The organism is Methanothermobacter sp. EMTCatA1, assembly GCF_002356395.1.
In the GTDB taxonomy this organism is placed as follows: Archaea; Methanobacteriota; Methanobacteria; order Methanobacteriales; family Methanothermobacteraceae; genus Methanothermobacter; species Methanothermobacter thermautotrophicus.
The window spans coordinates 536,110-549,569 of sequence record NZ_AP018336.1 but is presented as its reverse complement, the minus strand read 5'-3'; the positions used below and the strand labels follow the sequence as shown (position 1 = coordinate 549,569).

14 protein-coding genes and 1 CRISPR repeat array are annotated in these 13,460 nt (G+C 48.2%); of the genes, 4 read left to right on the top strand and 10 right to left on the bottom strand.

The features are described 5' to 3' along the window. Positions 1–10: 10 nt before the first annotated feature. The 3 genes from cofC to proS are packed head-to-tail and all read right to left on the bottom strand — an operon-like array spanning position 11 to position 2,832. On the bottom strand, positions 11–682 hold the full coding sequence (gene cofC, locus tca_RS02870) for a 2-phospho-L-lactate guanylyltransferase (RefSeq protein WP_286709119.1): 672 nt from the start codon (positions 680–682) through the stop codon (positions 11–13). Next, on the bottom strand, positions 679–1,380 hold the full coding sequence (locus tca_RS02865; RefSeq protein WP_286709118.1) for a hypothetical protein: 702 nt from the start codon (positions 1,378–1,380) through the stop codon (positions 679–681). The genes cofC and tca_RS02865 overlap by 4 nt, the downstream gene beginning before the upstream one ends. A 54-nt stretch (positions 1,381–1,434) precedes the next feature. Beyond that, complete coding sequence (gene proS / locus tca_RS02860; RefSeq protein ID WP_286709117.1) at positions 1,435–2,832, bottom strand: proline--tRNA ligase; 1,398 nt, start codon at positions 2,830–2,832, stop codon at positions 1,435–1,437. Positions 2,833–2,964: 132 nt separating this feature from the next. On the opposite strand from proS, the gene tca_RS02855 reads away from it, so the two are divergent. From tca_RS02855 to rpiA, 3 genes are read left to right on the top strand one after another with little or no spacing between them, the layout of a single operon-like run. Then, positions 2,965–4,008, top strand: a complete 1,044-nt coding sequence (locus tag tca_RS02855) for an NAD(P)-dependent glycerol-1-phosphate dehydrogenase (protein ID WP_286709116.1) — start codon at positions 2,965–2,967, stop codon at positions 4,006–4,008. Beyond that, positions 4,009–4,452 carry a UPF0179 family protein gene (locus tca_RS02850; protein ID WP_286709115.1) on the top strand — a complete coding sequence of 148 codons (444 nt, stop codon included), beginning with the start codon at positions 4,009–4,011 and terminating at the stop codon, positions 4,450–4,452. Between the two features lie 13 nt (positions 4,453–4,465). Next, on the top strand, positions 4,466–5,134 hold the full coding sequence (rpiA, locus tag tca_RS02845; protein ID WP_048175399.1) for a ribose-5-phosphate isomerase RpiA: 669 nt from the start codon (positions 4,466–4,468) through the stop codon (positions 5,132–5,134). A 75-nt stretch (positions 5,135–5,209) separates the two neighbouring features. On the opposite strand, the gene tca_RS02840 is transcribed toward rpiA, so the two are convergent. From tca_RS02840 to tca_RS02825, 4 genes are all read right to left on the bottom strand, one after another. Beyond that, positions 5,210–5,416, bottom strand: coding sequence for a hypothetical protein (locus tca_RS02840; RefSeq protein ID WP_048175398.1), 207 nt, complete (start codon positions 5,414–5,416; stop codon positions 5,210–5,212). A 690-nt stretch (positions 5,417–6,106) separates the two neighbouring features. Further along, positions 6,107–8,189: direct repeats of the CRISPR family, unit length 30 nt; unit sequence GTTAAAATCAGACCAAAATGGGATTGAAAT. Positions 8,190–8,357: 168 nt separating this feature from the next. Continuing rightward, entirely contained in the window at positions 8,358–9,164 is an 807-nt protein-coding gene (locus tca_RS02835) for a metal ABC transporter permease (RefSeq protein ID WP_048175397.1), read from the bottom strand. A 94-nt stretch (positions 9,165–9,258) separates the two neighbouring features. Next, complete coding sequence (locus tca_RS02830; protein ID WP_333473167.1) at positions 9,259–10,005, bottom strand: metal ABC transporter ATP-binding protein; 747 nt, start codon at positions 10,003–10,005, stop codon at positions 9,259–9,261. 42 nt (positions 10,006–10,047) lie between these two features. Then, positions 10,048–10,935: a metal ABC transporter solute-binding protein, Zn/Mn family gene (locus tca_RS02825; RefSeq protein WP_048175396.1), complete on the bottom strand. Its 888-nt coding sequence runs from the start codon at positions 10,933–10,935 to the stop codon at positions 10,048–10,050. Positions 10,936–11,051: 116 nt separating this feature from the next. Here tca_RS02825 and tca_RS02820 point away from each other — a divergent pair, with 116 nt between their 5' ends. Further along, the gene (locus tca_RS02820; protein ID WP_048175395.1) at positions 11,052–11,435 is read left to right on the top strand and encodes a CopG family ribbon-helix-helix protein; all 384 of its coding nucleotides are present in this window, start codon (positions 11,052–11,054) and stop codon (positions 11,433–11,435) included. A gap of 70 nt (positions 11,436–11,505) precedes the next feature. Here the strand turns inward: tca_RS02820 and cobM are convergent, their stop codons facing one another. From cobM to tca_RS02805, 3 genes are all read right to left on the bottom strand, one after another. After that, entirely contained in the window at positions 11,506–12,240 is a 735-nt protein-coding gene (cobM, locus tag tca_RS02815; RefSeq protein WP_048175394.1) for a precorrin-4 C(11)-methyltransferase, read from the bottom strand. Positions 12,241–12,303: 63 nt separating this feature from the next. Then, on the bottom strand, positions 12,304–13,179 hold the full coding sequence (locus tag tca_RS02810) for a DUF166 domain-containing protein (RefSeq protein WP_269899623.1): 876 nt from the start codon (positions 13,177–13,179) through the stop codon (positions 12,304–12,306). A 10-nt stretch (positions 13,180–13,189) separates the two neighbouring features. Beyond that, complete coding sequence (locus tca_RS02805) at positions 13,190–13,435, bottom strand: TIGR00304 family protein (RefSeq protein WP_269889790.1); 246 nt, start codon at positions 13,433–13,435, stop codon at positions 13,190–13,192. Positions 13,436–13,460: the final 25 nt, after the last annotated feature.

The following is a 13,460-nucleotide window of genomic DNA, read 5'->3' as shown; positions in this document are numbered from 1 at the left end:
TTCACATCCTTCAAGGTGACCTTGAAACCTCCAGCCTGTCCGAACCCCGGGAGGGTTTAACTGTGAAGCGGAGTTTTCTGAGGTACTCCCTTGCGTGGGTCCCCTCACCGTGGAGTATTATCTCACCGAGGTCCTCCGCAGTGTTTACATCGAGGGATAGGTAGAATGAGTCATACACCGACACGCTGAGTCCCCGCTCCCTGGCCTCACGTATGTGTTCAAAGAAGCTGCAGTCACCGAACCTGAGACTCATTGCAGAGGGCCTTAATATGAGGGTGTTTGTCCCGCCACCCTTCGCCGGCGCTATAACAACATCTGAACGGGATGCATGGTCCAGGAGGCTGCTGACATCTGCTTTCCCTATCAGTGGTATGTCTGAGGGGGTTATGATCACCCTGTCAAATTCCGGGGCGCAGAAGTCCATCGCCTGTTCAAGGGCACCGTTGAGGTCCCTCTCACCCTCCTCCTCAAGTATTTTAAGTCCAAGGCTGTAGGCGTATTCCAGGACATCCTCATCTGCACTTATAACCAGGACCCTGTCCACGTGTCTGGCGAGGGCCCCCGATACATCCATGAGCATGGCCTTCAGCAGTCCCTCCCTCTCTGATGGTGAAAGGGTGGGTGAGAGCCTGGTCTTTGCATGTGTGAATCGTGAGACAGGTATTATGGCGCATGTCTTCATGGTATCGCTCCAAACCTGTTTTTAAGGCCCTCGAGCATGGAGAAAATCTTGAATGGGCTCTGGCTCCTGTTAAGAAGTGAACTGTTGATGTTCACCTCATTTAACTGGTCCTCTGTGAGGCCATATTCTGATGCAATTTCAGATTTAACAGCTGTTATGTTGTCCCTGAGCTGGTAGAACCTCATATCCCTCCACTTCACCGTGGCGTAGACCTCTCCCCGGTATATGTTGAGGTCGTCTCCCCTTGCAAGGACCCAGATCATTAGCTGTGTTCTGAAGGCCTCCTGGGGGTTTTCAGGGTTTGATGATGAGATCACATCCTGCATGAGTGAAGGTACCGTCCCTGCCGGTTCAAGGTCAGAACCTTTCATGGTCCTCCTCTCGGGTTCCAGGGAGTATGCGAGGACCTCTGCAGATGACTCCGGTGCCACCTCAGCGTCTTCTGCTGTCACCAGGTCTCCTGATGTTTCAGATCTGAGGATGGTCCCTGTTTTAACCCGTACCGGTCTCTGACCGGAGTTCTTAACCTCAATGGTGTGGGGTACCTCACCGGCGCTGCTCTTCTGTGTGATCTCCACGTTGCCCTCATGGTAGGCTGTTTCAAGGTCAGGACCGCCCATGGTGACGTACCCGAGAAGCCCGCTGAGGAATGCGAACAGGAATATTGTTCCGATGACCAGGATTATTCTTCCTTTCATTCAATCTCCCATCTCATATGATGTACCGTGACCCGGAATTATTTTATTCATCATCTAATATGTTCTGGCAAGGTAAGCCCTGTAGGGGGCCTCGCGGCCACAGTTTATGCAGGTCCCGCTTCCTCCCTCCTGTATTCCCAGGATGTCCACGCGGACCTTCTCCTCAACGTCCATACCGCATTCCTCTTCACCGCACCACATGAATGATATGATGCCCCTCTTTTCATCTATTATCCTTGAGGCCTCCTCGAGGGTCTCAGCCTCCCGTATCTCTGATTCCATCCTCTCCCATGCCCCTGTTCTGAGGTTTTCCAGGATGTCGTCCATGAGTTCCCTGAGGGTTTCCTCAATGCCCTGGAGGTCGACGGTTACCTTCTCACCTGTATCCCTCCGTGATATCACGGCCGCGCCATTTTCAAGGTCCCTTGGCCCGATCTCGACCCTCAGAGGTACTCCGCGCATCTCCCACTCATAGTACTTCCTGCCGGCCCTGATGTCACGGTCATCAAGGTGCACCCTGAAGCCGGCCGCCTCAAGCCTGGATCTGAGATCCCTGCAGGCCTCCATAACCTCCTCCGCGGCCTTCTTGAATATTATGGGCACTATCACCACCTGGTGGGCTGCCACCTCAGGGGGGAGGCAGAGCCCGGATTCGTCACCGTGGATGGCTATCACCGAGGCTATGACCCTGTCGGATAGTCCGTAGCATGTCTGGTGGACGTATTCATGGTCCCCCTCAGGGGTTTCAAATTTTATCTCGAAGGTCCTCGCGAAGGTCTGGCCGAGGTTGTGGACGGTTCCTATCTGGAGGGTCTTACCATCGGGCATGAGGGTGTCGAAGGCAACAGTGTACTCTGACCCCGGGAATTTGTCCCATGGCGGCCTCCTGGTTATCAGGTAGGGGATCCCGAGGGAGTCAAAGAATTCTTTATAGATCTCCACGGCCCTTTCAACCTGCTCCTCTGCTTCAGAGGCGGTCGCATGTATGGTATGGGCCTCCTTGAAGGTTGTTATCTCACGGACCCTTATCAGGGGCCTCGTGTGTTTTGTTTCATACCTGAAGGTGTTGACCACCTGGTAGAACCTCATGGGGAGGTCCGTGTGTGACCTGACCCAGAGGGCGAACATGGGGTACATTACGGTTTCACTTGTGGGCCTCAGGGCAAGTTTTCTCTGGAGCTGGCTGAGGCCACCGTGGGTCACCCAGTAGACCTCGTCCTCGAATCCCTTTACGTGTATGGCCTCCTTTGCCAGTTCATCCTCCGGTACGAGAAGCGGGAACAGTACCTCTTCATGGTCCCTGTCAAGTATACTCCTGAGGATTTTCAGGGTATTCTTCCTTATCATGAATCCGTGGGGCATCCAGACGTGCATGCCCTTAACGGGGTACCTCTGATCGATAATTTCGGCTTCCTCTAAAATGTTATGGAACCATTCACTGAACTCTGTCATTTTTTCACCATGATAACGGTTAGGGTCTTTTTTGATAGGTTTCTGCAAAAATATATTTTTCCCTGGAGATAAACACTAATCAAAAATTATTTTATTACTCCTACTTAAAATATACTCCATTAGAGGGTTAACATGGATCCAAGGAAAATTCAGCTACCAAGGGAGATATACACAGGGCCAGGTGTTATCGAGGACACAGGGAGGATATGCAGGGACCTGAGATTTGAGGGCAGGGCCATGGTTGTAACCGGACCAAGAACCCTTCAGATTGCAGGGGAGGCTGCCATTGAGAGCCTCCAGGCCGAGGGATTTGAGGTTGACCAGGTAACCGTCGATGATGCCACCATGGCATCTGTGAGGAATGTGCAGGATGGCCTTGACGGCGTTTCGGTTGTCCTTGGGGTTGGGGGAGGTAAGGTCATAGATGTTGCGAAGATGTCCGCCACCCTTGAGGGCCTCCATTTCATAAGTGTCCCGACTGCAGCATCCCATGATGGCATAGCATCTCCACGGGCATCCATAAGGAATGGCGAGGGTACAGCATCCCTTGAGGCTTCATCACCAATAGGTGTAATAGCTGATACCGAGATAATAAGCAGGGCACCATTCAGGCTTCTGGCCTCTGGATGCGCCGACATAATATCGAATTACACAGCCATAATGGACTGGAAACTTGCCCACAGGCTCCTCAATGAGAGGTACAGTGAATCTGCAGCGGCACTTTCCCTGATGACAGCCAAGATGATAATAAAGTCTGCCGACGCAATAAAGGAGGGCCTTGAGGAGAGCGCCAGGCTGGCAGTCAAATCCCTCATAAGCAGCGGCATAGCCATAAGTATAGCCGGGAGCAGCCGACCCGCCAGTGGCTCTGAGCACAAGTTCAGCCACGCCCTTGACATGATAGCACCCGAACCGGCCCTTCACGGTGAACAGTGCGGTGTGGGAACCATAATGATGATGCACCTCCATGGTGGGGACTGGCAGTTCATAAGGGACGCCCTTGCCCGTATAAACGCCCCCACGACTGCAGCTGATCTTGGTATAGATCCTGAGTACATCATTGAGGCCCTCACGATGGCCCACACCATCCGGAGGGAACGCTACACCATCCTTGGAGACAGGGGTTTAACCCGTGAAGCCGCCGAAAGGCTTGCAAAGATAACGGAAGTGATATGATTGATAACTCTTATCGGTGAAAAACTTGCCAGGAAGGGGTCAACGTTCCTCTTCTGCGGACCGGCTGAGGAGTGCAGAGACTGCAGGTTCCAGCCGACATGTATAGCACCCCTTGAGGAGGGGAGAGTCTACCACATCAATGAGGTTAAGGACAGGTACCAGAGGTGCCCCATACACCTCGGTGAGAGGGTACGCGTAGTTGATGTTGAGAAGGCCAATATAGAGGCCCTCATAGATTCCAAGAGGGCCTTTGAGGGTTCAGTGATCTCCTTTGAGTTCCCTGACTGTGAGGTTGAGTGCAGTATGAGGGACCTCTGCTTCCCGGAGGGGGTCAGGGAGGGTGACAGGTGCAGGATTGTAAAAAATCTGGGAAAACCTGGAAAACAGTGCCCTGCAGGGAATGAACTGAGAAAGGTCCTTTTAAGACCTCTGGATAAAAAATGAGATGGAGGTATTTATGAATCTCAAGAAGATGGCTGCTTTGAGGGCGGTTGACGAAATAGGTGATGGGGATGTTGTAGGTCTTGGAACAGGTTCAACAACCCATTACTTCATAGAGGAGCTTGGAAGACGTGTCAGGGAGGAGGGACTGGAGGTTATGGGTGTACCTACATCCTACCAGTCAATGTTCCTTGCAGCGGAGTCAGGAATAAAGGTTACAAGCCTTGCTGAGCATGATGTTGATGTGGCTGTTGACGGTGCAGATGAGGTTGACCCGGACCTCAACCTTATAAAGGGTGGTGGGGCTGCCCACACCCTTGAGAAGATAGTTGACTCATCTGCCGGGAGTTTCATAGTTATTGTGGACGAATCAAAGCTTGTTGAAAGACTGGGTGCCTTTCCACTACCTGTTGAGGTCATACCTGCAGCCTGCAGACCTGTGAAGCTCAAACTCGAGTCAATGGGGGCTTCAGTGGATATAAGGTCCTCTGAGGGCAAGGACGGTCCTGTTGTTACTGATAATGGTAACTTTGTCCTTGACGCGGCCTTTGGTGTTATTGATGATCCCGGAGCCATGGAGTCCCGGCTGAACAACATACCGGGTGTTGTTGAGAATGGCATATTCGCTGGAATTGCAGATATGGTTATAGCAGGTACCTCTGAGGGTCTTAAGATTCTCAGGTGACCTTTACTGTTTTTAAGGCTGTGCTGGGAAGGCAGTGGCTACTATCATATCCATTTTTCACTGTTTTTAAGGTGATCAGAGGGTTATGGTCACAATATGTGCAAGTGGTATTATGACAGTGGTGGTGGTTTTACCACCCCTTAATTTTAATTCAAGGCTAATGTAATCTGTTTCCACCCTTTTAACCTCACCATAATATGTTTTACCGGTTATGAGGGTTATGCTGAGGTAATCACCGATCGCCGATTTAAGTGTATCCCTGAGGTCAGATCCGCACTTCATGTTCTAGTGTTCTGCACCATCTTTAATGTATTTATTGGCTTGTCTGAAATCATGTTCTTTTTCATGAATTAAGGAGAGGGGTGTTCTCTGGTTTCCTTATTCAGTACTTGCCGCTTCAAGTCTATGGGAAATGGCATAATTTGTAGATGGTTATGAAGTAGTGAGGCCTTTCCATAGTATTACTGATTGGGGGGACTCATCCATGGACCTTCAATTTAAATTCATCAGGTTCGCTCAAAAAACGAATCTAACAGTTTATCCTGTTGAATAACATGACCAGTTTACTAATAAACAATATAAAACGTATATAGACGAATTTTTAATATCCTATCACACTAAAAAATCTTAAAATTCAATTTAAGTTCATTAAATAATTTATAGGCTCAATTGAAGCCCTCTGGCAGAGTCGTTTATGAGCCATTTTTCAACCTCTTATTATAATAACCTAATGTTATTTTAAGCTTCTTTAAGGATTAGAGGTTTTAATATCAACTTAACAATCGTTTATCCTGCTAAAATTCTTTTTAAATTAATTTAAATAGTTTAAATATCTTATTTACTTATTTTAAGGCCTTCTGTTAAGTCGTCTATCCATATAAATGGAGTGCATTATCAGGGATCGACAAATTTATATGTCTGAAAGGAGAAATTTCAGAGCGATAGAGGCCAAATAAAGAAAAAATCCGCCATGTTAAAATCAGACCAAAATGGGATTGAAATGTAACTGCTGATACGCTCCTGCAAGTCCCTTATGATGGTTAAAATCAGACCAAAATGGGATTGAAATCAAAACAAGAACCCAGCCCCGGCAAAGAACAAGGAAGTTAAAATCAGACCAAAATGGGATTGAAATCAAAGAACCACCAGACAAACCCTACTACCTCTACCTGGTTAAAATCAGACCAAAATGGGATTGAAATTAATAGAACACATGACACGAAAAATCACTACGACAGTTAAAATCAGACCAAAATGGGATTGAAATGGGGTTCCTGAAGAGTGATCTTACGGGTGAGGCTTGTTAAAATCAGACCAAAATGGGATTGAAATCGATAATGTGAAGATCAACAGTGTGGCGGTGGGTTAAAATCAGACCAAAATGGGATTGAAATTGTATTAAAATTGATGGGTTCAGGAAGTATATACGTGTTAAAATCAGACCAAAATGGGATTGAAATACACACAAAGACTTCAAAAAATCAATCTCATAATCAGTTAAAATCAGACCAAAATGGGATTGAAATCCTCGCTTATTTCATCCGCCTCTTCTTCTGTGAGGCGTTAAAATCAGACCAAAATGGGATTGAAATCGGGTACTCAATAAAAGTCAAACCCGCCCTAGAAAAGTTAAAATCAGACCAAAATGGGATTGAAATACAGGACCCTGCGACGAGGACGACCTGGACCCCAGGTTAAAATCAGACCAAAATGGGATTGAAATCCAGCGCTGTTCTCAGGACAGACTCCTGGGTCATGGGTTAAAATCAGACCAAAATGGGATTGAAATACGAGGGTGGGGTTCTCATGTTTCTGCAGGAATATGAGTTAAAATCAGACCAAAATGGGATTGAAATGTGATTCCTCCAATAAGTTTTGAGACAAAGTTAGAGGTTAAAATCAGACCAAAATGGGATTGAAATCAAAAGTCACCACACCCTGCTATGTGAAGATAGTGAGTTAAAATCAGACCAAAATGGGATTGAAATCCAACTATTTGAGGAACTCCTGAAAGGGAGGGAAGGAGTTAAAATCAGACCAAAATGGGATTGAAATAATTAATAAACACCAAATCACCACTCAAAATAGGCCTGTTAAAATCAGACCAAAATGGGATTGAAATGTACATGGCCTCGGTGACGTTGTGTTCTTTGAGTACGTTAAAATCAGACCAAAATGGGATTGAAATGCAGTCTCTACACTATACTCACCATCACATTCAACCAGTTAAAATCAGACCAAAATGGGATTGAAATGCGGAGTTTGTTGCTGTCCTTTTTGAGTGTCATGCAGGTTAAAATCAGACCAAAATGGGATTGAAATGGGAGCTTGAATATGATAATGGTATCAAGGAGGACTGTTAAAATCAGACCAAAATGGGATTGAAATCTTTTTCTTTTTCTTTCTTTTTCCTTTTTTGTGTGTGTTAAAATCAGACCAAAATGGGATTGAAATAATTAGCAAAATAAAGATAAAGGATAAACAGGATGAGTTAAAATCAGACCAAAATGGGATTGAAATTGATATAGCCATATTCATTACTCCACGCTGGATTCGGGTTAAAATCAGACCAAAATGGGATTGAAATATCGATTTTGACCTGCAAAAACACCAGAACCAAGACAGTTAAAATCAGACCAAAATGGGATTGAAATAGAAATGATACGGATAGGAAACGAGATGTACAGGCTGTTAAAATCAGACCAAAATGGGATTGAAATCAAGGGTGGAGAGGGCCTGCTTCATCCGTGCCCTGAGTTAAAATCAGACCAAAATGGGATTGAAATCCATTCCAGAATCTACGATTGTATCGCCCCAACAGTGTTAAAATCAGACCAAAATGGGATTGAAATGTATTATTTAGTGTAGTATTTAATTCACTAAATACAGTTAAAATCAGACCAAAATGGGATTGAAATGCTTTTATCTCTGCTCCACACTCACCGATTTCCCAAAGTTAAAATCAGACCAAAATGGGATTGAAATGCTATGAGAAGAAGTTTTTTTATGTATAGGTCGCTTACGAGTTAAAATCAGACCAAAATGGGATTGAAATTATTGAGTATTCGATCAGAGGGTTGAATGTTAGAAATTTTAGTTGCTTTTCTGTTTATCATAGCCTACGTCTTAATTATTTCTTACATAATGGGTATGATGATTGAATACATCAAGAAAAAAAGAGGTCTTAGATGATCATCCCCTTAAGGCCGATCAGTTCATGTAATCAAAAACGTCTTTTTATTAACTGAACAGCACCAAAGAGGGCTGTGAGGACCAGCACTATAACTGCACCTGAAGATACGTTGAATATATATGAGATCCAGAGGCCTGCGAGGGCCGTGATTATACCTATAGCAGATGCCTTAACCATTATATCAGCCATATCTGAACTGAAATCCTTTGCAAGTGCTGCAGGGATCGTTAGGAGGGCCATCACAAGTATTATCCCGGCGGCCTTTATGAGAACCACAACGCTTATGGCAACAAGGACAAGGAGGTACAGGTAGAAGGCGTCGACAGGGACACCCAGAACCTCGGCGTACTCCTCATCAAAACAGATGGCAACGAACTCCCTGTTGAACAGGAGGGCACTTGATATTATGATGAGGTCAAGCACCAGCATGGTCCAGAGGTCCCCGTTGTCTACCATGAGTATGTTACCGAAGAGGTAGCTGAAGAGGTCCGGTGCATAGCCCGGGCTGAGGTTTATGAACAGTATACCCAGGGCCATCCCTGCGGACCAGAGCACCCCTATTGCAGTGTCCTCACTTATACGGGTCCTCCGTGTCACTGCACCCATCGTAAGGGCTGCAGCCACCGTGAAGGGTATGGCGGATGTGACCGGGTTCACCCCGAGGAGGTAGCCGAGGCCCACGCCACCAAAGGCTGCATGGGATATGCCGCCACTTATTGACACTATCCTCTTTGTTACAACGTAGCTCCCAACTGTACCGCAGGCTATACTTACAAGTATGGCTGCGACAGCAGCGTTCCTCATGAACTGGTACTGCAGCAACTCCAGCAAGCCCATCACTCCTTTATTGGATCGTTCACGTCATAAGGATTCAGTATCTGTGATTCAGCTGATGTTGTCATCTTCTCATTGTACTCACAGATGCCGGGGATTATTCATCTGGATGTTCTTCAAGAACTCTATGGGGTATTCCATGTGCAAGTAACTCCACGGGACATCCGTAAGCATCATCAATGCATTTAAGGGCCTCCTCAACGGTTCCATGCACGAAAAGCCGGTGGTTGAGGCAGGCAACACTGTCCACATGCCGGGCCACGGTTCCTATGTCATGGGACACTATAACTATGGTCATTTCACCCCTCAGCTCATCGATTATCCTGTAGAACGAACCCCTGAATGCAGGGTCTACGCTTGCTGTTGGTTCATCAAGCAGCAGGAGGTCCGGTTCCCTTACGAGGGCCCTTGCAAGGAATACCCTCTGGAGTTCCCCGCCTGAGAGTTCGCCTATCTTCCGGTCCCTGTATTCCAGCATTCCGACCATTTCAAGGGCCCTGAGGGCCTTTTTTCTGTCATCATCTGTGGGTGCCTCGAATCTCCTGTAGGTTCCAATCAGAACCGTCTGGAGGACGTCGATGGGGAAGTCGGTTTCAAAGTGGCTCCTCTGGGGGAGGTAGCCAATCCTTGACCTCGCCTCCTCTGGCTTCATTCCAAGAACCCTGACTCTCCCTCTGCTTGGTTTGATCTGTCCTGTTACGAGTTTGAGGAGGGTTGTTTTACCGCCACCGTTTGGTCCGATAACTGCAAGTAGTTCACCCACTGGTACCCTGAAGTTTATGTTCCTGAGTATCTCCCTGCCATTGATACAGTAGCTCAGATCCTCCATTTCAATGGCGAACACCTTCACCTCCTCCGGTTAAGCCCTTTGCCCCATGTGAACATCTCATTCCCTCCTGAGGGCCTCTGCTATCGCCTCAATGTTTTTCATGTAGTTTCCACCGAGGGGATCCACCACAACGACCTCTGCGCCTATCTCACTGGCAATCAGCTCGGCGTTCTTTCTGCTGAACTGGGGTGATACCAGTATGACCCTCACACCACCTTTTCTGGCCTCCTGGATTATCATGGAGAGTGTTCCTGGTCCCGGTTCCTTCCCCTCTCTCTCAATCGCCACCTGTTTTAATCCGTAGTCCCTGCAGAAGTAACCCCATGCGGGATGGTAAACAAGGATGCTCTCTCCTCTCCTCTTTTCAAGGGCCTTCCTGATCCTGAAGTCGAGGCCCCTGAGCTTTTCAGTGTAGAGGCCTGCGTTTTTCTGGTAGTATCTGCTGCCAGGGGGGTCGATTTCCTGCAGGCCCCTCAGGGTGTTGTTAACCATTATCATGGCGTTCCTGGGGGATGTCCATACGTGGGGGTCATAGGGGCTTTCGGCTGCATGATGGTCTTCTCCCTGGTTTGGGATTAATTCTATACCCCGTGAGGTGTTTATTATCCTCATCCGGGGGTTCATGCTCATTATCTTGTTGAGGTAGTGGTTTTCGAACTCGATTCCTGATCCCACTATGAAGTAGGCCCTGGCCTCTGAAACCTTCCTGAGGGTTTCGGGTTCTGGCTCATAGGTGTGTGGGTCGGCCCCCTCAGGTACGAGGACAACCACCTCTGCACGGTCACCGGCGATGGCCTCCACGAATTCCTTCTGGGGCATTATGGTCACAGCGACTGTGATGTTATCTCCACTGCTCCAGGGTGATGTTGTGGATGTTATGAGGTACATGGCGGCCACCGAGACGATTGTTATAACTGCGATTAGACCTGGCTTCCACCTCTCCATCCAACCACCCTGTTAAGTTATGTCCACGCCACCATATAATAATTGTTAATATAGACGATAAAATTTAATAAATTTTAACATAAAATATATAAACATTTATTAAGATAGGATCTTCCATGGTGGTTGTCAGTGTTTCACTCAGCGAAAAGCTCCTGGAGGAGATAGACGCCCTGAGGGATGAGATGGGATTCTCAGGGAGGTCAGACGTAATAAGGGTAGCTGCAAGGATGCTTATAGATGAGAAAAGGAATCTGAGAGAATTTAATGGTGAAATAAATGCTGTGCTATTCCTCATCCACCCGAGGAGGGTGGAGGATCTGGTCACTAAAATAAAGCACGACTATGAGGATATAATAGGCACCCAGCTCCACAGCCACCTCAAGGATGGGAACTGCCTCGAGCTCTTCATAATTGAGGGTGAATCCGTAAGGGTCAGGGAACTTGCAGAGAGATTCCTTGCCTGCGGTAAAATGAAACACATAAAGCTTGTTACCTTCTGATGTGATCTGTCAGGATTATTCAGCTTTTTTGAGCATATAAGGCCTTCAACTTCTGATCTAAAGGGAGATTTCAGGGCCGGTATTCATGGCTGAATCCGGCGTCATAGAGCTTCGATGCTTTGAAGTCTCCTGGTTCAAGCACCCTTCCTACAATGATCATGGCTGTCTTGCTTATACCCGCAGCCCTCACCCTTTCAGCTATATCAGAGAGTGTACCCCTCACAACCTCCTCATCCGGCCAGGATGCCCTCTTAACAACGGCCACGGGAGTATCCGGCGGGTAGTGGGTCATGAGTTTTTCTGCAACATCCCCTATCATATGAACACCCAGGAAGATGCACATGGTTGACCCGTGGACTGCAAGCTCCTCAAGATCCTCACCTGGAGGTACCGGTGTCCTTCCAGCGGGCCTTGTGATTATGACAGTCTGGGAGACCTCAGGGAGGGTCAGCTCAGTGTTCAGTGCGGCTGCAGCTGCAAAGACAGAACTCACACCTGGTATGATGGTGTAGGGTATGCTGTTTTTCTCAAGAACCCTTATCTGTTCCTTTATGGCCCCGTAGATTGAGGGGTCACCGGTGTGAACCCTTGCAACGGTCTTACCGGCCCTGCAGGCCTCCACCATTATATCTGTTATCTCCTCCAGGTCCATGTGTGCACTGTTGTGGACCTCCGCATCTTCAGGCGCATATTCAAGTATATCCCGGTTTACAAGTGAACCTGCGTATATTACAACATCAGCCCTTCTGAGGGCGCGCACAGCCTTCAGTGTTATGAGTTCAGGGTCGCCTGGCCCTGCCCCCATGAATATGACACTTCCTGTTTTATTATCTGGAGTTTCCTTTCCACTCAGATTATCATCTCCTGATTATCTTTTTCCAGGGCCCATCATTTTTATGGCCCCTGAGGGACATTCCCTCATGCACTTCTCACAGGCACCGCAGGAGAATGGGTCAACCTCTGCGGTCACACCCCTCCTTATCGTCCCCATGGATAACCTCACGAGGGGGCAGACATCCATGCATATGAATCCGCATTCAGCTCCCCTGCAGACCTCAGGATCAACCTCTGCATGGGCACCCGGCACCCCTGCGGCCCTCTTGAAGGCCTCCCTTGTGAGGTAACCTGCCACATGCAGATGCGTATCCCCGAAGCGTGGATCCACCTCCATGGATGCCAGGCAGGGGTAGTTGTGGAATTTCTCCCCTGCAGCCACGTCCACCTCATCCAGCGGGACACCCCTTATGTTCTCTGCAACATAGAAGGTGGAGCCGCAGGGTGCGCTTCTTTTAACCTTCACCGACACCACCCTGTCATTTCCCTCCATTTCAACTTCAGGTTTACCGAACCTGGATGCGAAGGTATCGATGTGGGGGTCCCCGACGGGTTCAAGGGAGCAGAAGGGTGTGGGGAAGATTGCACAGTCCACCAGGGAGTCTATCTCTGATCTCAGACCATCAGGTAGCTGGCCGGGGGCATGTGATTCCACTATGATACCTCCTGACCCTGATTCAGCTGCTATCTCAGCTGCAACAAGGTTCAGGTCACCCCCAAGTCCAGCTGCAACTGTTAGATCTGCATCAGGGGTCCTGGCCGGTAGGAGGGATGATGGGTCATCGAGGAAATCCCCGCCCTCCCCTGTGTAGTCGAAGACGGCCACAATCTGCGGGGCGAGGCCGTGAACTGCCATGGTGTTGACTACCCGGGCACCGTAATTCCCTGCGGTTACCATTATGATCCTCATCATGATACCTCTACCTGTAGAAGAGGAGATAGGCCACGACCATGAGGATCAGTGCCAGGACCACGCCGGTTATTGCCATGTTCCTGTCGCTTCCAAAGATTATGGGTATGGGGCCTATCATGACAACGCCGGCGGCCTTCACCTCACCCTTATCCTTTGACTGGGAGCCAGCTGTTATGGCCCCCCCGATGAAGGTTAAAAGTATACCCGCTACTATCAGAATTACTCCGGCTGTTATGAAGACTTCTCCTCTCATCTTATCCTCCACAGCATTATCTGTG